Raw genomic sequence first — 21,587 nt, 5'->3', positions numbered from 1 at the left:
CATACCCGAAAAGGCGCCTTCTGATATAATCAAGGAAAAAGGAGAAACTTACACCCGTGATAAAGAAACTAAAGGCCTGGGCAAGGGAACTGAAAAGAAACATATATACCCTCTATTTTGCCTATAGAGACAAGCGAGCTCCTTGGTATGCTAAAGTATTCACGGCCTTCATCGTGGCATATGCCTTCAGCCCGATTGACTTAATCCCCGACTTTATCCCCATTCTCGGTTATCTTGATGATATCATCATCGTTCCAGCAGGGGTATGGATTGCATTGAAGCTATTGCCGGATGAGGTGATAAAAAATGCGAAAATGAAGGCTGAAGGTAAAATGGGCAAAAAACCGGTAAATTGGGTAATGGGCACACTTATTCTTACCGTATGGCTGCTTTTACTGGCCTGGCTTATCTACTTTTTATTCGAATAAGGATCATTTCACGCCGAAGATACAGTAAAAAAGCATAAAGAACATGCCTTCCGGTGTTATAATAAAAGCAGCAATAGTATAGGAAATCAAGGGTGGTCGGCACGCTTCCCCATTTAATATGGGAGGGAGGTGATGCCGTATGACAGTATTTGAATCGCTTGTTACTATGATCTCGTTCGCGAGTTTGATTGTGACGATCCTGTCATTTCACAAAAAAAACTAAAACCGCCCTTGAGTTTAGCAGGCTCCGGCGGTTTTAGTCGGTGAAGTTGTTGATCCCCCTTGAAGGGAACGTTCTATAGCGAGGCCGTTTGGTGTTCCAGCACCAACGGTCTTTTTAATATATGCAATGCTTTTGTTTTATTATACACTGCATTTCAGGAAAAAGAAAACAAGCTATCCTTGGTAAGCTGGAGAAAAAACTGTAGGCTTTAGTCAAAGCTAAATACGAGAGGCCCATTCCTGAAAACGATTTTCCTTTTCGGAAATTGTGTATTCAATGTCTATAAATTACATTTGCCTTTATTTTCCTTTCTATAAAGTTTTCATATACAGACTTTTTGAACTCCTTTACTCTGGCATTTAGTTTAATAATAACTAAGGCAGGAAAAACCCCTTCCAATCATCCAGATTGGAAGAGGTTGGACTGAACTATTTCTTCCTATTCAAACCAAATCCGTAATAGCAAGCCACAAGCAGGATGATCCAGACCGGTCCAACGATAAGGGCGACAATCGTCTTTTCAGAGAAACCCATCACGATAATGACCAGTACTAAAAAGGCCAATGAAAAATAAGAACTGAATGGATACCATGGCATCTTGTATTTTAGATTTTTTTTCTGTTCATTCGTCATTTTTTTTCTGTACAAAATCTGTGAAACGAGGATTGTTCCCCATGTCCAGATGGCTCCGAAAGTAGCGATGCTTGTTACCCAGCCAAACACCTTTTCAGAAACGATATAATTCAAATAGACACCTATCAATAAAGCAACACTTGAGACGATAATCGCGACTCCAGGTACTCCGCCTTTGGTTGTCCGCTCGAATCTTTTTGGCGCTTCGTTTTGTTGAGCCAGATTAAACAGCATTCTTCCGGTACTAAAAATCCCGCTGTTGCAGGAAGACAGAGCGGCGGTAAGAACGACAAAGTTAATGATCCCGGCTGCACTCCTGATTCCGAGCTGTTCAAATGTCATAACGAACGGGCTTTGCTGGGGAGTGATTTCATTCCATGGATAAATGGACATAATTACTGTCAAAGAAAGAACATAAAAAATCAGAATGCGCCAGAAGACGGAGTCAATGGCACGAGCTAACGTCTTTTCGGGATTTTTGACTTCCCCAGCGGTTACTCCAAGCATCTCTACACCTAGATAAGCGAACATAACCATCTGCAAGGACATCAGCACACCGTTGAACCCATTCGGGAAAAACCCGCCATGTTTCCAAAGATTGCTGAAACCGGTGGCGACTCCGCCATTACCGAGTCCAAAAAGGATAATTCCCAATCCCATTACAATCATTAATACAATCGTAACGATTTTAATGAGGGCAAACCAAAACTCTACTTCCCCATAAGCCTTAACCGCCATGAAATTAATGGTGGTCATAATGATCAATGCTCCAAGAGCCCAGATCCATTGTGGTGTACCGGGGAACCAGAACTGCATGTAAATCCCCACAGCGGTAATTTCCGCCATACAGGTAACAATCCACAAAAACCAATAATTCCAGCCGGTAATATATCCAGCTAACGACCCTATATAATCCCTGGCATAGCGGCTGAATGAGCCTGCAACCGGATTTGTAATCGCCATTTCACCAAGGGCTCTCATAATAAAGAAAATCACCAGGCCTCCTAAAGCATAAGCTAGCAAAATCCCAGGCCCGGCAAGTCTGATCGCATCAGCAGAGCCTAGAAATAGGCCGACGCCAATCGCTGCACCCAAAGACATTAGGGTAATATGTCTTTGCTCCAATCCTCTATGTAACTGTGATTCTTTTTTGTTGTTTGACATACGATTCTCCTTTTGCTTAATTTTTGTGAGTGCGGTGATGTAAAAAAACGAACATGTAACGGAAAACGCTTCAACCACTAAATGATACCAGAAAAATCGACATTTCTTAACTATTGATCATAAAAAATAATAGTAATAAAACTTTAGCTTGTAAAGGATAGAGGGAAGAAATAGGCAGGATGTACTTTCATCTTGAAAATATTTCAAGTCCTTCATGCTTGTTATAGAGCATTCGGACGATAGAAATTATATGAAAATAAAATTTTTATTTCTAATTAGGGGTCATCAATCAGGCGGGATGGAATATGATAAAGGGAATATTTTGCGGAGGTGAAGGAATGGCAGTTGTAAACGCCAGGCAGTCAGATATCGATTTATTGGCAAGATTGCTAAGGGCAGAAGGTGAAGGAGAGGGAGTCCTTGGGATGCTGCTCATCGGGAATGTAGGGATAAACCGGGTAAGAGCGAATTGTTCCGAATTCAAGGGGCTGCGGACGATTCCTCAAATGATTTATCAGGAACATGCCTTCGAAGCAGTCCAAAAAGGATATTTTTATCAAAGAGCGAGGGAAAGTGAAAGAAGGCTGGCACGTCGTACGGTGAATGGAGAGAGGTTCTGGCCGGCAAAATATAGTTTATGGTATTTCCGGCCGCCGGGTGATTGTCCTCCGACCTGGTACGATCAGCCCTTTGTCGGCCGCTACAAGCTCCATTGCTTTTATGAACCGACGTCCGCCGTATGTGAAAATGTGTATAATACTTTCTAACGATTGGGATATCTCAATACAAGAATTAGGTTAGGAGCTGTGCGGACAGCTCCTTTTAAATTGAAAGCACAGGCAGAGGTAATTCTTTATCCTTATGTATCATTTATTGTTGTGGCATATTCAAATATTGAAGCTGTGTTTGGTTGAATTAACTTCAAAATTGGTTGAATTCAAAGTGTGTTTAGTTGTGCGGTTCTGCTGCTTACGGTCTATTGGCATTTACATATGGTTTTATGGCCAATCCTTATCTTGGATTACTTTTGGTACTCTTCATGGGACCTTCCTAACAAGTAAGGGACCTGGCTTCTATTGATTGTTAGCCAAAAAAGTACTTCTTTGGAAACTAAAAGGTAAATTAAGGTACAGAAAATTGTTGCAATTTGCATACAACTCTTATAACATATAGTTAAATTAATTTTAATCGTGTAATAAATTATTTATGGAGATGATTTTTTGAAACCGATGCTCACTTTAACAGAGTTTAGCCAGATAAAGGCACTTTCTGATCCTTTTCGTGCTGAAATGATGATGCGTTTGTTAGAGAAACCCTATACCGGGCAGCAATTATCGGAGTATTTTAATATGTCACGGGCTAAGATTCATTACCATTTAAAAGATCTTGAGAAAAACGGCCTAATTGAAATTGTCTATACCGAAGAGAAGAATGGAATCATCCAAAAGTTTTACCAATCTGTAGCAAGAGGCTTTACTCCAGCAGCAGAACTGCTTCCGCATATTGGAGATGTGAGTGAAACATCCAGGCAATTAATACTGCAAATGGCAGAACGGACAAAAAGACATATTCTTGCAGCCCCGGAAGAAGCTTTTAAACTGGATAAAGCTACTGAAGATCCATCTCAATGGAATTATGTTGGATCACTCTGGGAGTTTTCTGCTACGGAGGAACAATTCAAAGCCTGGATCAAAAAATACTTTGATCTAATGGAAGAAATCACAGGAATGGCAAAAGATGCGGAAAGTAATCCAAACAGCAAAGTGTACTTTGTTTCCACCACTGCTTTACAAATTGATGAACCTTCCATGAAGCGATTTAATAAAGAAAACTAGCAAATTGGCAAGCCTGTTAAGGCGAAGACAGCCCACTTTTTAGACTAACTATAATAACAACATGGAATTAAGCGAAAATTCATAGAATTAAGCGAAAACACCCGGGAATTAAGCGAAAAAGATGATAATTAAGCGAAAACTTCCATTAATCAAGCGAATAGCAATAAGCTCGTACTAATCCGGCATTTCCACGCCTTCCACAGAGACGGGGAGCCGTTTATTTCATCAGCTTATCGATAATGGACTTGAGGAGTGGAAGAATGGAACTGCTGTTGAAGAATAAAAACTTTTTGTTTATGTTTTTAGGAAGAATGATTACCAATATTGGAGATAGCATTTATTATGTCGCGGCCATGTGGCTTGTTTATGATCTGGGGGGAAGTGCTTTTTACTCCGGTCTTGCGGGATTTTTGACTATGCTTCCGACAGCTTTACAATTCCTTGTTGGGCCTTTCGTTGACAAATGGCAGATTAAAAGGACTTTAGTTCTCACACAGATTCTTCAGTGTGTCTTAATCCTGATTATTCCTATTTCTTACAGGTTTGATTTTTTGACCGTCCAGCTTATTTTGATTGTTATGCCTCTAGTCGCTTTTATTGAACAGTTTGCTTATCCGGCCCAAACCAAAGCCCTTCCTTTATTGCTTGGAAAATCCGAACTAATGAAAGGCAATTCCCTCTTCTCTTTTGCTTATCAAGGTATTGATTTAGTGTTTAATGCGGCAGCCGGAATCCTCGTGGCAATGGTCGGTGCTGTGACACTTTACATTGTAGATTCCGTTACGTTTGCTATTGCCGCGATATCCTTCAGCCTAGTTAAATTACCCCTTCGAAACAACAAAGAATACATCCAAGAAAACAAAACAAACGGACGTCATGCTATTAAAAAATACCTTATCGATTTAAAGGAAGGATTTATCATCGTTTTCCATTCCTTACTGGGATCTTTCCTAATTGGTTCTGTTATCGCTAACTTTGCTATTGGGATTACCTTTGCTATTTTACCATCGTTTGCTGATTCCAGGGGAGGCTCGGAAGTTTACGGATTATTCCTTACAGGTTTATCCGCAGGTTCTTTAATAGGAGCTTTGCTCGCATCCTGGTTAGGGAAATTCAAAACCGGATACTTATCAATCATTAGCTTCGCAATAGCTGCTTGTTGTTGGACTTTAGCTGCGCTAATTCCTTTTACAACTATTGCAATTATACTGTTTGGTCTAGCATGGGTACCCATAGGCGGAACCAATGTCATATTTGGGACCATCAGTCAAATGGTAATTCCAAATGAGGTGCTGGGAAGAGTTAATTCAGTCTCCCGAAGCATGAGCGCAATAGCCATGCCATTCGGCTCGTTACTTGGGGGGTATTTAGCTACTGTCTTTAATAGCCAATTCCTATTTGCACTCACAGGAGCAGGAATCCTGTTTATCTCTATTGTCTGGCTTTTTCATCCTAAATTAAGAGCACTCCCGCAGGCAACCGAATTAAGTGCAGAGACATTTGGATTGAAGTTTGGAGAAGAGTATGAAAAGGGGAGCCCATATAGTGATATGATAAATTGATTTGAAGCCTGTGTAAGAGTATATAGAGAATTTTACGTTTGCCTTTAATAAAGAACGAGTAGGTTAAACTAAATATTGGGTTCAGTGCCATTTAACAGCATTAAAAACGTTCAGAGGTTATTGCATCTGCTTTTGGAAGCTTGACCGCGCTATCCTGTAATTTCGTGCAAAAGATAATCCACCATTGAGCTCAGCCGTTAATGGTGGATTATCTTCCTCATTATGCTAATTCCCTTCAATGGGAACGTCAGTTGCAAGACCGTTTGGTGTTACCGTAACAGCGGTCTTTTTTATGTATAAAAATATCCAGGATTCCAGAAAAAGCAAACAATGTTGTAGTTATTCACTTGAATTTTAATTTGTTAAGATCGGTTAGTACCATAAATTATCAATTTTATATCATATATTCTTTGAATGAAAAGCAAAAGAGTTTACGTTCAATTCTTCCTTTTTCACCGATTAACTTGTACCAGCCCTGGCCAATATAAAAAGGATTTGAAAGGATCTTTTCTAAAATGTGCGAAATACGGTCATTTGCTTCCTCATTTTCAATTTTACTTTTACAGGAGAGAGCCAAAACAAAATAAGAATTGTCACTTTCAAGCTCAAGTATTTGAAGGTTATAAATCCCTCGCTGTTTTCTATTAAATTCCTCTAGTACTGTTTCAATACTTTTTTCCACTTCTATCTCATATTTATTTGCTTCTCTCCAGTTCGTTAAAAGAGAATCATAAAGTGAAAGGGTGACGATATAAAATGTGGCATAATTTTGTGGATCAAATTCTTCTTTACTAACTTCTTCCTCAGGCAAAACAATAAATTTTTTATAATCAGCAAAAAAACTCCCACTCATATTATGTACCTTCTTTCTTTAGATTTGACAAAGTTTTAAACCGGGAGACTAAATGAATTAATGGTCCTATCTAGAAAGAAAAATAGCTTTATATTAAATATATTGAATTTTCTTAAAAACATAAAGAGGTTTTGGGTTTTTCACAGAATTACCATTTTGTGTATAGCTTTTTAGACTTTCGCTTTTACTGATTTTCATTGCAAGTTATTATCATTATAACTTGGAAAAGGGAAGAGTGGGAAAACTTGTTGCATTTTTGGCAAATGGATATTAAAATACTTTGGCAATCATATATATGTTTAAAATGGCGATACAGATGGAAACTAGAAAGGTCAACTGACATATAAACAATGATTTCTCAGGAGGACAAACAGTGGATTTCTTAGGAATGGATATGGCAACACTTCTAAAAGTTATTGGTGTTGACCTTGTATTAAGTGGAGATAATGCTATCGTTATTGCATTAGCCGCGAGAAATGTACCGGCAGAACATCGAAGAAAAGCAATCTTTTGGGGAACTTTAGGGGCGATTGTTTTACGATTACTATTCGCGGCCATTATTGTATGGTTATTGAAAATACCGTTGATTTCAGCTCTTGGCGGAATTCTGCTCATCCAAATTGCTTATAGCTTACTTGCAGGAAAAGAAAAAGAACACAAAGCCGGTGGTGAGACAGTGGCATCTGCCGTTAGAACAATTATTATCGCAGATGCTGTAATGTCACTGGATAACGTTTTAGCTTTAGCGGGTGTTGCACACGGGTTCGTACCAATCTTGATTGGAATTCTAATTTCAATTCCAATCATTGTTTGGGGCAGTCAACTAATATTAAAGGTTATGGAAAGATTTCCAGTTATTGTTTATGCGGGTGCTGGTCTTTTGGCTTATACATCTGGTGAAATGATTGTTGGAGATCAAATGGTTGATGAATTTTTACATTCATCTATGCCAAACTTAGTGGAAGCAATCCATGTCGGTTTACCGATTTTATTAGTAATCCTTGTAGTGGGTATTGGCTACTTAAGAAGAAAGCAAAATAAAAAGGATACTTCTAACGCTGTGTAATTTTTGCTAAATAGAATAATTTTATCAAACCGTCTCTGATCAAGAGATGGTTTTTTTGCACTTTTTCACAAAAAAGGGTTTACCTTTTGACAATAAATAGCATATAATCTAACTGTATTAACAATAGTAGTACACTTGGTACAGATTGGGGGTCGCTATGTTTGAGCTAGACATGAGGAGCCGGAAACCCATTTATGAGCAGCTTGTCGATAAATTGAAAGAGCTGATTATCAATGAGGTGCTCAAGCCTGATGAACAACTGCCGTCGGTTCGGACACTGGCACAGCAACTTACGATAAATCCAAATACGATACAAAAAGCGTACCGGGAACTTGAAAACCAGAGTTACATTTACTCACTGCCGGGGAAGGGAAGCTTTGTTAATTCCTTCAATCTCGTAAAGGACTCTGAGAAATTGACGAATATCAAAAAGGAACTCGAAAAAAACATATTGGAAGCTTTATACCTCGGTGTGACAGCAAAAGAGTTAATACATCTAATCGAGGAATTAGATGCTTCAAAAGAGGGAGGCGATAAAGATGATAGAAATGAAAAACGTTAGCAAGACATTTGATCGGTATCAGGCTGTTGAAAACGTAAATCTTTCGATTGAAAAAGGTTCGATATACGGCTTAATCGGTTCAAACGGGGCCGGGAAAACGACACTGCTAAAACTGTTGGCCGGAATTTACCGCCAGGACAGGGGTGAGGTCAGCATAAACGAGCAGGCGGTATATGAAAACCTGGACCAGAAGCAGAAACTCTTTTTCATCCCGGATCAGCCGTATTTTCTTCCACATTACACGATCAAACAAATGGCGCAATTTTATAAAAGCATTTATCCGTCATGGAGTGATGAACGTTTTCAAAAACTTGCTAAGTGGTTTGATATCGATCTGAAGAAAAGAATTCATACATTCTCAAAAGGATGGCAAAGGCAGGCGGCTTTCATCCTCGCATTTTCAACACTACCGCAAATCCTGATTTTGGACGAGCCGATGGACGGGCTTGATCCGGTGGTCAGGAAAAAAGTGAAGAATCTGATGATCCAGGATGTTGCCGACCGAGAGATGACGATTTTGATTTCTTCGCATAACCTCAGGGAGATTGAGGATATATGCGACCATATTGGAATCATCCATAGGGGTTCACTTCTGCTGGAAAAGGAGCTTGATGACTTGAAATCAGATATACATAAAATACAAGTTGCCTATAAAGAAGGGATGCCTGAGGATTCATTGGAAGGCCTTTATATGCTTCATAGAGAAAAACGAGGAAGCGTATTTATATGCATTGTGAGAGGGAAGGAAGAGAAGATCGCTGAACAAATCAGAAAGACAAAACCGGTCATTTTTGATTTATTGCCACTTACACTGGAGGAAATCTTTATTTACGAAATGGGGGATATCGGCTATGCCATCAAAAATGTCATTGTTTAATAAAGAAGCCATCCTGCGTATCGTCCGAAGCGTAGGATGGATCCCGATTTTCTATTTTTTTGGCCTGCTGTTTGCGCTGCCGATAAGAATTCTGATGACGTACTCAAATGAAAATACCAGAAAATACATGAAGGTTGCCAGCCTGTTTCAATATGATTTCGGTATTCAGCTTGTCTTTCTCATCATTGTTCCTGTACTTCTCGCTATTTTTTTGTTCCGATTTTTACATCTCAAGCAAGCTGCTGACCTCATGCACAGCCTTCCATTGAAAAGAGAGACGATTTATCATCAATACTCAGTAACGGGCATGGCGTTGCTTGTTCTTCCAATCATCCTGATAGCAATTGTCATTCTTTTCATCCATATTGGCCTGGATCTCGAAGCTTATTTTGAAATAAGCGACATCTTTTACTGGGCCGGCATTACGATTCTTTTTAATTTGCTGTTATTTACAGCCAGTGTCTTTGTCGGAATGATGACAGGGATTTCCGTAGTTCAAGGAGTCTTATCGTATATTTTTCTTCTTTTCCCTGTTGGTATCGTCTCATTGTTGTTTTTAAATTTAAAAACTTTGCTCTATGGTTTTCCGGCTGATTACTATCTCAACAGAGAATTGGACAAAATGTCGCCGCTTACCTACGCGGCCGTTCTGGAAAACAAGCCGTTCCAATCGATTCAAATTATCCTTTATCTCGTATTAATAATTGTTCTTTATGCTTTGTCGTTGTTTTTCTATCAAAGAAGAAAAGTGGAAACTGCCTCCGAAGCGATTGCTTTTTCCAATTTACGGGCCATCTTCAAGTACGGGGTCACTTTTTGCACAATGCTTCTGGGCGGGGCGTATTTCAGTTTGGTGCAGGCTCCTTTTGGCTGGGTGATCTTCGGCTATGCCATTGGTGCTGTAATTGGCTACATTGCAGCAGAAATGGTGTTGCGAAAAACATGGCGGGTTTTTGGAAGGATTAAAGGGCTTGCTGTTTATGTAGCAGTCATGGTCGTTTTGATAACAGGTACCCAGGCGCTTAGCAGATATGAAGATCATTTGCCGGAACAAAGTGATATCAAAAGTGTGTTTCTTACTGATGATCCGTCTCTTTACCTGAATAAAGATGAAGCGTACTATCATAATTTCGTTGCCTCTCCGTTGAAAGAAGAAAAAAATATTGAGGCCGTCCTGAAGCTTCATAGACAAATCATTGAGAAACAAAGCATCAGCGATAAGCAAAATTTATATTTCGAGACGAGCTACTTTGTATATAAATTGAAAAATGGCAAAAAAGTGATCCGCGAATATGCGATCAATAAAGAACAACATAAAGATTTATATCGTCCGATTTTTGAATCCAGGGAGTTTAAGCTGTCCACAAATGAAATTTTCAAACTTAACGAAAACGAGGCGGATCGAATCACGATGACTCCCAACGGCCCATTCAATAGACAGGCAATGATAACAGAGCCGGTCGACCTGAAAGAAGCTGTTTCCATCTTGAAAGAAGAAGTATTGAACGAGACATATAATGATTCCGTTTATTATCGTGACAATTTCTCGAACACTGAGATTTTTGGAGATAAAGATAAGTCGGTCCATCTTGAAATCAAGCCTTCCTACAAAAAGTTTAATCATTGGCTCAAGAAAAAGAATATGCTCGCCCAGGCTAAAGTGACAGCTGACGATATTTCCTATGTTCTTGTTGCCAGGAATAATTCATCTGAATTTGAAGATAATCCAGGATCAGCTATAGAGTGGTTCAAAGAACATGAAAAGGATAGAGGAATCATCAAAGTAACCGATAAAGACAAAATTGAATTGTGTCTGGACCAGGCAAGCCAGGTTTCTCAAAATGGCTACATAGCTGCTTTTTATTACAAAGGGCAAATTGACCAGGAAATCAAGTGGTTTGACGAGGAGCACGTGCCTGATTTCATAAAAGATCACGACCAGTGATTATATCTTTCCACAGCTGCACTCGAGGCGAATTCAACGAAGTTAGGCGGGAATTCAACAAAAGAATGGATGTATAATAACACGGTATTCATTTCCGAAAATGTATTAAGAGATATCGAAAAATTCACTGGGACGCCAAGAGGAGCGTTAAAGGATTCGAATGTTGAGAATTCTGGTACAGGTTCTGACACTTATGATGAAGTGAAGATTTATGCGAAAAATGTAGAGGCTGTTGAAGGGATTGTAAAGCAATTAAAGGATAATAAATACGCAACTTATTCAGTATTGGACGAATTAAAAGAAGTCAATATCATCTTTACGATTGTTAAAGCTGGGCTCATTTTCATTGGTACGATTGCTATCCTGATTGCTTCAATTGGAATTTATAACACGATGACAATGGCAGTGACAGAGCGGGCGCCCGATATTGGTATCATGAAAGCAATCGGGGCTAATCCGCGTACGATTAAAAACATCTTTTTACTGGAAAGCAGCTATATTGGATTAATTGGGGCGGTAATCGGTACGGTTGTATCATACGGCATCAGTCATGCCGTCAATCTGGGAATTCCGCTAATTATCCAGCAGGCTTTTGGAGAAGAGCCGCCCCAAAATCTAATGTTCAGCGATATTCCGCTAATGCTTCCATTGATATGCGTTGTCATTTGCTATGGCGTAACGATCCTGTCCGGATTTAGGCCGGCAAAGAGAGCAACTCAAGTTGACGTGCTCCGGGCGATGAAAAGAGAAATCTAGAAAAGCGGAGCTCTGAGGGGCGTGGCTGTTTGCGCTGGATCCAGTACTCATTGAAAAAGTTATACTTTCTGTCAGAAACCAGGCATCCGCTTGTAGGGATGCCTGTCCTCATTTTAAAACTTCAAAGTCAGCGTATTTATTTCGCAGCCCTTTTCCGTTTATTCAAGATCTTTTTCACAATTGGATAAATGGCTGGTCCCCATTTCATGGCGGTTTTTATTAGTTTCTTCATTGGAATATCCCTCCTGTAATAGTTATAAAGTTCCCCTGTTAGCGGCCAGGCAAACATCCAGTATCATCTATATGAAAAAATAGATAATGGCTAATAGCTTGAATGAAATGCCGAAGTTCTATATTTTCCTGTAAAATAATACTAATGTAAAATTAGTAAATATCGAGAGGATAAAGGGGAAATATCAAATGAATTTCTTGACTAAATTCAGCTTAAAGAATGCTGCAGCGGTTTTTATCATTTCTTTTTTATTTATTTTGGGAGGCGTTTATTCTTTCACGCAGTTAAAAGTCGCGCAGTTTCCGGATATTGAGTTTCCACAAATTTCAGTTGAAGCCGTTTACCCGGGGGCTTCTCCGGAAGATGTTAGCACTCAAGTCACCTCGAGGCTGGAAAATCAATTTAAATCAATTGAAGGAACCACAAAGCTAACAAGCTCCTCATTTGAAAGTGTTGGAATGATCAATTTGGAATTCCCTTTTGACACGGACATGGATCAGGTTGAACAGCAAATCAACACGTTTGTTAAAGACGCCTCCTTGCCTGATGAAGTTGAAGTGAATGTAAGCCGGTTTTCATTTGGTTCCTTTCCGATTTATAACATCTCCTTATTCGGTAAGGAAGACAACAATATTGACAAGTTGTTAAAAGAAGATGTCATCCCGGAGTTAAACAAAATCCAGGGAATCAACAGTGTGTCGGTCGGCGGTTTTACTGACAATCTGGTGCAAATTACCGTCAATAAGAAAAAGGCTGCTGAAGCAGGTCTGAGCTTACAGACAATTAAAGAACAAATCAACGGAAAATTTCTCTCATTTCCAGCTGGCCAATTGAGCGAATCTGATTTGCAAATCCCAATTCGTGTAGAAGAGAAACTAGATACCGTGAAAAAACTCGAAAGCTTACAACTGACTGCTTCTGCTCAAGCTGCTCCTGGACCCTCACAGTCAGCCAGCGGTCCACGGTCGGGGAGCCAGGCTGGTCCCTCATCTGCAGGTACAGAAGTATCGACTCCAAAACTTATCTTGTTAAAGGATATCGCGAAGGTAGAAACGGTTTCTGAGCAAAGTGAAAAGGCGAGATTTGATGAAAAAGATGCTTTATCGATGGCAATCACGAAAAAACAGGATGCCAACACGGTCGATGTAGCCGACGATGTGATCAAAGTATTGGATAAGTATAAAAATGAGCTTGATTATTCGATTGGACTAGACTCAGCAACTGATGTGAAAAAATCGGTATCATCACTCGTGAAAGAAGGATTGCTTGGTGCCCTGTTTGCTTCCATTGCGGTGCTCTTGTTTTTGCGAAATATACGTGCAACGCTGATTGCGATTGTTTCGATCCCGTTATCGTTACTAGTTTCAGCTATCTTTTTAAAGCAGCTTGATGTATCACTTAATATTATGACGCTGGGCGGAATGGCCGTTGCCGTTGGCCGGGTCGTTGATGATAGTATCGTCGTCATCGAAAATATTTTCCGGCGTGTTCGAAAATCAACAGACGGGATGACAAACACGATCATTTTGGATTCGACTAAAGAGATACTAAAAGCGATTACGTCTTCTACAATCACAACGGTCGTTGTCTTTTTACCTCTTGCATTTATCGGCGGAATTACTGGGGAATTCTTTTTACCGTTTGCATTGACTATCGTTTTCTCGCTATTGGCTTCCTTGTTTGTGGCAGTCACCATTGTTCCGATTATGGCAAAACTCGCCTTTAAGAAAGTCCCTAAAGAAGAAAAAGAAGGTCATTTACAGCGTGCCTATGGAAAAATGATTGAGTACTCTTTAAATCATAAAACGAGCATTTTGACTGTTTCTGCGCTGCTGTTAGCTGGCTCGCTTGCGATAGTGCCAACTTTGGGTTTTACGTTCATACCAAACGAAGACCAAAGAACGCTAACCGCCTCGATCGAGTTGCCGGCAGCGTCTGCACTTGAGAAAACAGATGAACTGTCGATAAAGATTGAAAAGATGCTGGATCAACAAGATGATGTGGAGCATGTTACCGCAAGTATTGGCAGCCGGGATTTCCTTACTGGTTTGAAACTAGAAAATAAGGCAAGCTACTTTGTCAATCTAACTGACCAAGCAGATGTTCAAGCTTCTATCGCAAGGCTGCAAAACAAGATGGAAAAGCTCGTAAAAGAAGATGAAGCCAACACAAAAGTAACGATCGAAGAGCTGAACACGAGCGGGCCACCCACGAACAACAACGTAGACATCGACCTGTTTTCAAATGACTTGGAGGCCTTGGAAAAGGCAGCAAAGCAAGTAGAGAACTACATGAAAGACAACGAGGATTTAAAATATGTATCAAGTAATTTCACCGATAAGCAAAAACAATATCTCGTGCAAATTGATTCGGAAAAATCATCATTGCTCGGGTTAAGCGGATATCAAATTCTCGGCACGATCAACGACCAAACGAGCCCAGTAAGTGCAGGAGAACTTACACTCAATGGAAAAGAACAAGAAGTTCAGTTAACTTATGATAAAGACTTGAAAACAGAGGATGACCTAAAAGGTGTCTTCTTATTCACACCACAGGGACCAGTGCCATTGTCAGAAGCAGCGCGCGTGAAGCAAGTAGAGAGTTTCACTTCGATACAGCGTTTGGACGGAAAAGTGTACGCCCGCGTGAGTGCACAAGTTAAAGGGAATGATGTGCGAACCGTTTCCCAGGAAGTGACGAGCGGAATAAAGACGGATATTACCTTGCCAGTAGGGGTGTCACTGGAGAGCGGAGGTGGAAGTTATGACACCGTTGAAATCTTCCAAAGCATTGGCGTCGCTATTATCGTGGCGATAGGTCTTGTGTATTTGACAATGCTTATTACGTTTGGGAAAGCGCGCATTCCGTTTGTTATTTTATCTTCTCTCTTATTTATCCCGGTTGGTTCATTAATCGCATTGTATCTGATGCAAGAACCGCTGTCTGTCAGTGTGATGATCGGCTTCCTTATGCTGATTGGGATTGTCACAACGAATGCAATTGTCCTTGTTGATCGAGTAGGCCAAAATAGGGAAGAACGAGGAATGCCAATACGTGAGTCGTTAATGGAAGCCGGAAAAACAAGGCTTCGCCCCATATTAATGACGGCATTCGCAACAATTACCGCTTTATTGCCCTTAGCCTTGACAACATCTTCGGGTACACTGATTTCCAAAGGTCTGGCCATTACAGTGATTGGAGGGCTTACCTCATCTACACTATTAACTTTAATTATTGTACCAGTGGTATATGAGCTATTTTTTATCAATAAAGCCAAAAAAGAAAGTGGATAACACTACAAAAAAGGTTGCTGAACTACAGCAACCTTTTCTATAGTAGGCTGGGTATTTTACTTTCCTGTCAAATCGGTATATGGTGTATTAAGATAAAAACCGACTAAATCTATAAGATAAGGAGTGAATAAAATGGCGCAAACTACTTTAAATACAGCAACACAATGGAATCAAAAATCAACAACCGTTGTCACAGAGCTCAGCCCAATGCAAAAACCTTTAGTAACGGTTGGAATTCTTGCCGCAATTATTCTCTTTATTGTTATTGGCAATGTTGCCAACTGGACACAAGGTGTGCTGTTCATTATTGGACTTGCACTTGGCGCAACCTTACTTCATGCCCGTTTTGGGTTTACGTCTGCGTTTCGCCGGCTGATGTCGGTTGGAAATGTCCAGGGACTTCAAGCACATATGCTTATGCTTGCGATAGCCACTACCTTATTTGCACTTATATTAAGTTCAGGTTTCAGCTTTACCGGAATTAAACCAGCTGGTTATGTATCGCCTGTCGGGGTAAGTGTCTTGTTTGGTGCCTTTATTTTTGGGATTGGAATGCAGCTCGGAAATGGCTGTGCTTCCGGAACATTGTATTCGGTTGGAGGCGGCTCGTCTTCGATGATTTTAACGCTTCTTGCCTTTATTGCAGGCTCCGTTCTTGGAGCTAAGCATTTCACATTCTGGATGGAAGACACTCCAACCCTTCCGCCGATTTCCCTGGCTGAATCAACTGGCCTCGGTTACTTTGGAGCCTGGTTGGTTCAAATGGCCGTGTTTGCGGCTATTTATTGGATTACCGTTCAGATCGCAAAAAAGAAAAATCCTCCGATGATGAAACCACTTCCGACAACTAGAGGCTGGAAAAAGGTCATTCGCGGTTCCTGGCCGCTGTTTGCAGCGGCGATCATTCTCGCTATTTTGAACGCGTTAACCTTAACAATCAGGGGAAATCCATGGGGAATCACTTCTGCATTTTCTCTTTGGGGAGGAAAGGCACTCATGGCAATGGGCGTTGATGTTTCAAGCTGGGGCTACTTCTCAGGAGCTAACGGAGCGGCCCTTACACAAACCGTTTTAGCGGACTCCACAAGCGTAATGAACTTTGGGATTATCCTGGGTGCTTTTATTTCTGCAGCTGCTCAAGGAACATTCAAGCCTAAAAGAATCAAACCAGGAGTTGCGGGAGCATCGATCATCGGTGGAATTTTGATGGGATATGGAGCCCGCCTTGCATTCGGCTGTAACATCGGCGCTTACTTCGGTGGCATTGCATCCTTCAGTCTCCACGGCTGGGTATGGATGGTCATGGCGATGCTCGGGACTCTCTTAGCCTTATTTATCCGCCCGCTCTTCGGACTGAAAAATCCTAAACCAACAGATTCTATTTGTTGATCAAATGAACAAGGGACTTTTTGGATCCTATAAACAACAGGTCTAAAATAATTACTTGGTCCATCATGGGTCATTCATTAACAACCGTGTCCGAAGTTATAATAGAAAACCCAATCCCTTATTTAAACGAGGGATTGGGCTTTTTTTAATACGGAGCACATTGGACCTTGGTAAATTTATTTTTGGCACACTGAAAGATGTGAATGAACGTTTTGTCGCTGCTTATTCGCAACTGATGCAACCTATGATAGGCTAAGATTATCAAGATTTACCATTTAGCAAATATCTTATTGAACAAACGTGGACAGGTTATTTGATGGGAGCAGAAATTATAATATTACAACGCTTTCCCTTGTTTTATTTTTCTAAATCAACTTACTATGAATGGAGTATATCATGATACTAAACAAACAAGAATTTTATGTTAATGGGGTAAATTATACTGTTAGATCTGCAATCGATAAAGATGCAAAAGATTTGTCTGAAATAAGATTACAGATTGATGGAGAGACCGAAAATTTGGACCGAGAAAAAGGGGAGGCGTTCATAGATATACCAGGATTTGAACAGATTATAAAAACGGACACTGAGAATCCAAGAAACTTATTTTTAGTTGCTGTAGTTCGTGATCGGATCGTCGGGTTTTCAAGATGCGAAGGAATTTATTTAAATAGATTCGCTCATAAAGTGGAATTTGGAGTATGCGTATTAAAAGATTTTTGGGGATATGGTATTGGGAAAAATCTTTTAAAAGAATCTGTTTCTTGGGCTGACTCCAACCGCATTAAAAAAATTACTTTGAATGTTTTAGAAACAAACGATAAAGCCATTACACTTTATAGAAAGCTTGGCTTTGAAATAGAAGGAATATTAAAAAAGGACAAAATCCTTTCTGACGGTAAATACTATAACACCATTATTATGGGAAGATACAAGTGAAAAAATCATTCAATACTTCGCCAATATAATAATTATAAAATTAACGAGCGCGCTGTCAGCTTAGTAATACGCAGGAACCGGCCCTTCCTCGTTTTTGTAACTTCAGGCCTAAGTGTAATCGTTAAGTTCGGCAGGTCTAAGTCGCTAACCTTCAGCGAAAGTATTTCATTTATCCGTGCCATTGTATCGGTCAGAACGTGCATGACTACCGCATCCCTAAACGAAGAATAGTCGCGCTGATCCGGTGTATTTAATAGCGCCTTTAACTCCTCGACCGTTAATATTTCGATTACCTTTTCGGGCTGCTTAATGGTTTTTACGGAATCAAACGGGTTGTCCATGGCTAATTCCTCCGAAACTAAGAAGCGAAAGGATGTCCGCAGTAACTTAACGATGTCATTCGCTGTCCTGGGCGATAACCCTTTCGTTTTGTCTTCTTCCTTCTTATATTTATGTCCGTCGAATTTAACACGGTCATTAAGTAACCATGCGGCAAACTCCCGGCTTTTTTCAACGTCCAGCACCCGCACATCATCACCGCCTAAGAATTCCGTTAATAAATTAAAGGCATGCCGGTATCGCCATAATGTAGTATCGGCTAATCCCTCCGCGCGCTTTACGTTGTATACTTTATCCGATAATAACTCGAGCGAATATGGCTTCCGCTTAGTTGATACTGTGCGCGTGCCTTTTACCCGTTTACCTCGCCGATTTTCCGAATGCATAACAAAAACGCCTCCTCATTCCGATTAAGTCACCGTAAAGTGATCGGAAATAAGGAAGCGTTACGCTGTGCGATATAAGAGCGATATTAACCGCCTACAAACGCTGTTAAACCGCGATGATGGAGAATAGGGGGCTCGAACCCCTGACCTCAACGCTGCCAGCGTTGCGCTCTCCCAGCTGAGCTAATCCCCCGTATAAGTCACAAGATTTATTTTAGCTTTTTTTGAAAAAATGTCAATAAGGTTTTGAAAAAAATAAAATCCGTTGATTAGATTCAACCGGATTTTATTGTTTACAAATTTTCAATTTCCATTTTTGCAATTTCCTGAAAATTGGAGATCGTATAATAGACATCGGTCGTCTTGCGTTTTTGGTCGACTGTTATTCTGAGGTAAATAGAATGCCGGTTTTCCTCAAGATCCTTGATCCGGATATTTTTCACTAGAATTTTTTCTTCGTCAATTTTATTCATGACTTTCGCAATGTCCTCTTTTTTGTCAATTATCAACTTCAACGCGATTTCCTTTTGGCGCAATTGTTTCGGTCCAATTTGTTTCAACGTGTAAGGAATGAATTCGACGCTAATGATTAGCAGGAAAACCCCGACGATTGCTTCGAGATAAAAACCTGCGCCAACTGCAATTCCGATTCCCGCCGCACCCCAAATGATAGCTGCAGTTGTTAATCCGGAAATTCTGTTATTGTCACGGCGTAAAATGACACCCGCTCCCAGAAAACCGATTCCGGAGACAATTTGGGCAGCAAGACGTAATGGGTCCATCGTAACATTTAGATGGTCGCTTCCCGGAAACATATAAGCCGATTCTATTGAAACAATTGTTAATAAGCAACTAACAATTGAAATGACCAATGTTGTTTTCAAACCCACCGGCTTTCCTTTCATCTCTCTTTCAATGCCGATAATCAAACCTAAAATGGCAGAGATACCAAGCTTAATTAGAATTTGTGTTTCTAATTCAGGGTTAAAAATCCAATCCGTCACTATAACAACCACCTTCCATCTGTATTGTTGACTATTCTTGCTGTCCACTCATTTTTTAATACCCTAAAGAGAATTTACTAAATCTATAAAAATATTGGCCGGTAAGCTACATTTTTGCATCACTTATTGTACAATTATAGATAAACTTTACATACTAGTGGAAAGGATTGTTTATGCAAGAGCCAAAGTTTAATCCATATGCAGCATTAGCAATAGGGGTCGCATCTGTCTCTGCTTCAGCGATCCTGGTTAAAGTTTCGTCGGCTTCTTCAGGAGTGATTGCATTTTATCGCTTATTATTTACCATGTTACTTATGCTGCCATTTTTCTTATTGAAAAATCTCCCGGAATTAAAAGTAATCAATAAAAAGGATTTATTTCTATCCATTTTTGCAGGTATTTTTTTAGCTTTTCATTTTATTTTATGGTTCGAATCATTAGATTACACATCTGTTGCCAGTTCAACTGTCCTGGTTACCCTGCAGCCGCTGTTTGCCTTTGCCGGCGCCTTTTTGTTTTTTAAAGAACGTTTTTCGATTCGGGCTATCATAAGCGGGATCGTTGCTGTAGCTGGCAGTCTCGTTATTAGCTGGGGGGATTTTCAAATCAGTGGGCTCGCACTTTGGGGAGATATTCTTTCCTTAATAGCGTGTGCACTGATTACTGCTTACCTATTACTTGGCCAATCAGTCAGAAAAAGGATTTCATCAACGACCTATACCTTCATGGTATATGGAATAAGTACGGTTACTTTATTTCTTTATGTAACTATAGCAGGAGAGTCGCTCGGACCATACCCTACTGAAGACTGGATCTATTTCATTTTGCTTGCAGTGTTTCCGAATTTATTAGGTCATTCACTGTTTAATTGGTCACTGAAATGGTTGAACACGACTACGATTTCTATGGCAATCTTGATGGAGCCGGTAGGAGCATCCATATTAGCATTCTTTATATTAGATGAAAAGATTCTCTGGACCCAGGTAGTCGGTGGTGTTGTAATCATCGCCAGTTTAATCATATTTCTTAAAGATGAAAAGAAAACAAAAGCGGCTGAGAATGTAATGGAAAAAGCTGCATCTTCAAGGTAAGGGGGCATATAATGAAATTCAACTGCGATGATTCTTTTCCCATCCTCAAGACAGAGAGGCTGACACTCAGGGAAATCGTAAATGTAGATAATCAAACCATTTTTGCCATTTTTTCATACCCAATATTTAATGATATATTATGTCACCTCTCCAGACAATGGAACAGGCCGAAGCTTTTTTTAAAAGATTCAAAGATAATTTTTCTAAAAGGATCCATATCCGTAAGGCAATGATAGAAGACAACAGGGTTATTACTGAACTGAATATTTGTTAATACGATTCTTTCTTCGATTTAAGGGAAAGGCAGTAAGCCTAAAAATGGCTTACTGCCTTTAGTTATAGAAAGTATGGGAAAAATGGGTAAAGATGAACCCCATCGACACACTCATTATCAATGTTGTTCCTTTTACTTTTCCTTCTTGATTGCTGATTTTAATAGCCTCTATAAAGGCCACACTGAACAAATATAAAGCCATAAAAAAAGAAACCAATAGTCCGACTAGCGCTATATCCATTGCTTCACCTCAGAATAGGAGTTTATAAAAAATGTTATTCAGTATTTGTGGAAAATATGCTGAAATTCTTTTATGATGTTTCTTCGTTTACGTTATATTCTTATTGATATATGTGTTGAATTTTTGCGACTATCTATTTTAGAAAAAAAGTATATTGCAAACGTAATTTTTTTATGATATATTATTTTTTGTCGCTAAATAAGCAGATTACTTCCTTGAATATTTGTTTAAAAAACTATTTTAAACAAGTTATTGACAGAGTAGGAAGAAGATGTTATGATAATAAAGTCGCTTCCAAGAGAAGCTGCAAGAATTTGCTCTTTGAAAACTGAACAAAACAAAGCGCCAACGTTAATTTTTAAAAGTGAGCAAACACTTAAAAAATGCAAGAGTTAAGGATCATCGGCTAAGTTCGTCACGTCCTGTGACAACGCCGATGTTAGCACATCCGTGTGCATCAAAACATTTCTTCGGAGAGTTTGATCCTGGCTCAGGA

At 39.8% G+C, this 21,587-nt stretch carries 20 protein-coding genes and 1 tRNA gene; 14 read left to right on the top strand and 7 right to left on the bottom strand.

Annotation, left to right across the window (positions count from 1 at the left end; genetic code table 11):
* The first annotated feature begins 56 nt into the window (after positions 1 to 56).
* Positions 57 to 428 carry a YkvA family protein gene (locus ELQ35_RS18845; protein ID WP_126866735.1) on the top strand — a complete coding sequence of 124 codons (372 nt, stop codon included), beginning with the start codon at positions 57 to 59 and terminating at the stop codon, positions 426 to 428.
* A 139-nt stretch (positions 429 to 567) separates the two neighbouring features.
* Complete coding sequence (locus ELQ35_RS23840; protein ID WP_221884988.1) at positions 568 to 651, top strand: putative holin-like toxin; 84 nt, start codon at positions 568 to 570, stop codon at positions 649 to 651.
* Between the two features lie 428 nt (positions 652 to 1,079).
* Here ELQ35_RS23840 and ELQ35_RS18840 read toward each other — a convergent pair whose 3' ends face one another.
* Positions 1,080 to 2,447: an amino acid permease gene (locus ELQ35_RS18840; RefSeq protein ID WP_126866734.1), complete on the bottom strand. Its 1,368-nt coding sequence runs from the start codon at positions 2,445 to 2,447 to the stop codon at positions 1,080 to 1,082.
* A gap of 338 nt (positions 2,448 to 2,785) precedes the next feature.
* Here ELQ35_RS18840 and ELQ35_RS18835 point away from each other — a divergent pair, with 338 nt between their 5' ends.
* From ELQ35_RS18835 to ELQ35_RS18825, 3 genes are all read left to right on the top strand, one after another.
* A complete protein-coding gene (locus ELQ35_RS18835) occupies positions 2,786 to 3,214 on the top strand; it encodes a cell wall hydrolase (protein ID WP_126866733.1) in 429 nt (142 codons plus the stop codon).
* A 453-nt stretch (positions 3,215 to 3,667) separates the two neighbouring features.
* A complete protein-coding gene (locus ELQ35_RS18830; RefSeq protein ID WP_126866732.1) occupies positions 3,668 to 4,282 on the top strand; it encodes an ArsR/SmtB family transcription factor in 615 nt (204 codons plus the stop codon).
* A gap of 260 nt (positions 4,283 to 4,542) precedes the next feature.
* Complete coding sequence (locus ELQ35_RS18825) at positions 4,543 to 5,844, top strand: MFS transporter (protein WP_126866731.1); 1,302 nt, start codon at positions 4,543 to 4,545, stop codon at positions 5,842 to 5,844.
* Positions 5,845 to 6,238: 394 nt separating this feature from the next.
* Here ELQ35_RS18825 and ELQ35_RS18820 read toward each other — a convergent pair whose 3' ends face one another.
* A complete protein-coding gene (locus tag ELQ35_RS18820; protein WP_126866730.1) occupies positions 6,239 to 6,697 on the bottom strand; it encodes a hypothetical protein in 459 nt (152 codons plus the stop codon).
* A gap of 388 nt (positions 6,698 to 7,085) precedes the next feature.
* Between ELQ35_RS18820 and ELQ35_RS18815 the strand changes: the two genes are divergently transcribed.
* The 5 genes from ELQ35_RS18815 to ELQ35_RS18795 all read left to right on the top strand — a co-directional run bounded on the left by ELQ35_RS18815 (position 7,086) and on the right by ELQ35_RS18795 (position 11,903).
* Positions 7,086 to 7,763 carry a TerC family protein gene (locus tag ELQ35_RS18815; RefSeq protein ID WP_126866855.1) on the top strand — a complete coding sequence of 226 codons (678 nt, stop codon included), beginning with the start codon at positions 7,086 to 7,088 and terminating at the stop codon, positions 7,761 to 7,763.
* Positions 7,764 to 7,920: 157 nt separating this feature from the next.
* Positions 7,921 to 8,325 carry a GntR family transcriptional regulator gene (locus tag ELQ35_RS18810; protein WP_126866729.1) on the top strand — a complete coding sequence of 135 codons (405 nt, stop codon included), beginning with the start codon at positions 7,921 to 7,923 and terminating at the stop codon, positions 8,323 to 8,325.
* Positions 8,303 to 9,202: an ABC transporter ATP-binding protein gene (locus ELQ35_RS18805; protein ID WP_126866728.1), complete on the top strand. Its 900-nt coding sequence runs from the start codon at positions 8,303 to 8,305 to the stop codon at positions 9,200 to 9,202. The genes ELQ35_RS18810 and ELQ35_RS18805 overlap by 23 nt, the downstream gene beginning before the upstream one ends.
* Complete coding sequence (locus tag ELQ35_RS18800) at positions 9,177 to 11,147, top strand: DUF6449 domain-containing protein (protein WP_126866727.1); 1,971 nt, start codon at positions 9,177 to 9,179, stop codon at positions 11,145 to 11,147. Before ELQ35_RS18805 ends, ELQ35_RS18800 begins: the two co-directional genes overlap by 26 nt.
* A gap of 69 nt (positions 11,148 to 11,216) precedes the next feature.
* Positions 11,217 to 11,903: an ABC transporter permease gene (locus tag ELQ35_RS18795; protein ID WP_126866726.1), complete on the top strand. Its 687-nt coding sequence runs from the start codon at positions 11,217 to 11,219 to the stop codon at positions 11,901 to 11,903.
* 136 nt (positions 11,904 to 12,039) lie between these two features.
* Here ELQ35_RS18795 and ELQ35_RS23255 read toward each other — a convergent pair whose 3' ends face one another.
* On the bottom strand, positions 12,040 to 12,135 hold the full coding sequence (locus ELQ35_RS23255) for a hypothetical protein (protein ID WP_246026138.1): 96 nt from the start codon (positions 12,133 to 12,135) through the stop codon (positions 12,040 to 12,042).
* Positions 12,136 to 12,323: 188 nt separating this feature from the next.
* On the opposite strand from ELQ35_RS23255, the gene ELQ35_RS18790 reads away from it, so the two are divergent.
* The 3 genes from ELQ35_RS18790 to ELQ35_RS18780 all read left to right on the top strand — a co-directional run bounded on the left by ELQ35_RS18790 (position 12,324) and on the right by ELQ35_RS18780 (position 17,756).
* Entirely contained in the window at positions 12,324 to 15,428 is a 3,105-nt protein-coding gene (locus tag ELQ35_RS18790) for an efflux RND transporter permease subunit (RefSeq protein WP_126866725.1), read from the top strand.
* A gap of 132 nt (positions 15,429 to 15,560) precedes the next feature.
* Positions 15,561 to 16,817 carry a YeeE/YedE family protein gene (locus ELQ35_RS18785; RefSeq protein ID WP_126866724.1) on the top strand — a complete coding sequence of 419 codons (1,257 nt, stop codon included), beginning with the start codon at positions 15,561 to 15,563 and terminating at the stop codon, positions 16,815 to 16,817.
* 396 nt (positions 16,818 to 17,213) lie between these two features.
* A complete protein-coding gene (locus ELQ35_RS18780; RefSeq protein ID WP_126866723.1) occupies positions 17,214 to 17,756 on the top strand; it encodes a GNAT family N-acetyltransferase in 543 nt (180 codons plus the stop codon).
* A gap of 32 nt (positions 17,757 to 17,788) precedes the next feature.
* Here ELQ35_RS18780 and ELQ35_RS18775 read toward each other — a convergent pair whose 3' ends face one another.
* The 3 genes from ELQ35_RS18775 to ELQ35_RS18765 all read right to left on the bottom strand — a co-directional run bounded on the left by ELQ35_RS18775 (position 17,789) and on the right by ELQ35_RS18765 (position 19,485).
* Entirely contained in the window at positions 17,789 to 18,481 is a 693-nt protein-coding gene (locus ELQ35_RS18775) for a tyrosine-type recombinase/integrase (RefSeq protein WP_126866722.1), read from the bottom strand.
* Positions 18,482 to 18,601: 120 nt separating this feature from the next.
* Positions 18,602 to 18,674: transfer RNA gene (locus ELQ35_RS18770), tRNA-Ala, on the bottom strand.
* 100 nt (positions 18,675 to 18,774) lie between these two features.
* A complete protein-coding gene (locus tag ELQ35_RS18765) occupies positions 18,775 to 19,485 on the bottom strand; it encodes an MgtC/SapB family protein (protein ID WP_246026137.1) in 711 nt (236 codons plus the stop codon).
* Between the two features lie 173 nt (positions 19,486 to 19,658).
* On the opposite strand from ELQ35_RS18765, the gene ELQ35_RS18760 reads away from it, so the two are divergent.
* Positions 19,659 to 20,576, top strand: a complete 918-nt coding sequence (locus ELQ35_RS18760; RefSeq protein WP_126866721.1) for a DMT family transporter — start codon at positions 19,659 to 19,661, stop codon at positions 20,574 to 20,576.
* Between the two features lie 332 nt (positions 20,577 to 20,908).
* Here the strand turns inward: ELQ35_RS18760 and ELQ35_RS18755 are convergent, their stop codons facing one another.
* Positions 20,909 to 21,091, bottom strand: a complete 183-nt coding sequence (locus tag ELQ35_RS18755; protein ID WP_126866720.1) for a hypothetical protein — start codon at positions 21,089 to 21,091, stop codon at positions 20,909 to 20,911.
* Between the last annotated feature and the right edge of the window lie 496 nt (positions 21,092 to 21,587).

Origin of the sequence: Peribacillus cavernae (genome assembly GCF_003989135.1) — a bacterium.
Taxonomy (GTDB): Bacteria; Bacillota; Bacilli; order Bacillales; family DSM-1321; genus Peribacillus; species Peribacillus cavernae.
The sequence above is the reverse complement of the archived record's forward strand: the minus strand, read 5'-3'. Positions and strand labels throughout refer to the sequence as shown.

Bases quoted from the DNA above. Each gene is read 5' to 3' on its own strand.
- ELQ35_RS23840 (WP_221884988.1), top strand. From the start codon at position 568: ATGACAGTATTTGAATCGCTTGTTACTATGATCTCGTTCGCGAGTTTG.
- ELQ35_RS18840 (WP_126866734.1), bottom strand. From the start codon at position 2,447: ATGTCAAACAACAAAAAAGAATCACAGTTACATAGAGGATTGGAGCAA.
- ELQ35_RS18835 (WP_126866733.1), top strand. From the start codon at position 2,786: ATGGCAGTTGTAAACGCCAGGCAGTCAGATATCGATTTATTGGCAAGA.
- ELQ35_RS18825 (WP_126866731.1), top strand. From the start codon at position 4,543: ATGGAACTGCTGTTGAAGAATAAAAACTTTTTGTTTATGTTTTTAGGA.
- ELQ35_RS18820 (WP_126866730.1), bottom strand. From the start codon at position 6,697: ATGAGTGGGAGTTTTTTTGCTGATTATAAAAAATTTATTGTTTTGCCT.
- ELQ35_RS18815 (WP_126866855.1), top strand. From the start codon at position 7,086: ATGGATATGGCAACACTTCTAAAAGTTATTGGTGTTGACCTTGTATTA.
- ELQ35_RS18810 (WP_126866729.1), top strand. From the start codon at position 7,921: ATGTTTGAGCTAGACATGAGGAGCCGGAAACCCATTTATGAGCAGCTT.
- ELQ35_RS18805 (WP_126866728.1), top strand. From the start codon at position 8,303: ATGATAGAAATGAAAAACGTTAGCAAGACATTTGATCGGTATCAGGCT.
- ELQ35_RS18800 (WP_126866727.1), top strand. From the start codon at position 9,177: ATGCCATCAAAAATGTCATTGTTTAATAAAGAAGCCATCCTGCGTATC.
- ELQ35_RS18795 (WP_126866726.1), top strand. From the start codon at position 11,217: ATGTATAATAACACGGTATTCATTTCCGAAAATGTATTAAGAGATATC.
- ELQ35_RS23255 (WP_246026138.1), bottom strand. From the start codon at position 12,135: ATGAAGAAACTAATAAAAACCGCCATGAAATGGGGACCAGCCATTTAT.
- ELQ35_RS18790 (WP_126866725.1), top strand. From the start codon at position 12,324: ATGAATTTCTTGACTAAATTCAGCTTAAAGAATGCTGCAGCGGTTTTT.
- ELQ35_RS18785 (WP_126866724.1), top strand. From the start codon at position 15,561: ATGGCGCAAACTACTTTAAATACAGCAACACAATGGAATCAAAAATCA.
- ELQ35_RS18780 (WP_126866723.1), top strand. From the start codon at position 17,214: ATGATACTAAACAAACAAGAATTTTATGTTAATGGGGTAAATTATACT.
- ELQ35_RS18775 (WP_126866722.1), bottom strand. From the start codon at position 18,481: ATGCATTCGGAAAATCGGCGAGGTAAACGGGTAAAAGGCACGCGCACA.
- ELQ35_RS18760 (WP_126866721.1), top strand. From the start codon at position 19,659: ATGCAAGAGCCAAAGTTTAATCCATATGCAGCATTAGCAATAGGGGTC.
- ELQ35_RS18755 (WP_126866720.1), bottom strand. From the start codon at position 21,091: ATGGATATAGCGCTAGTCGGACTATTGGTTTCTTTTTTTATGGCTTTA.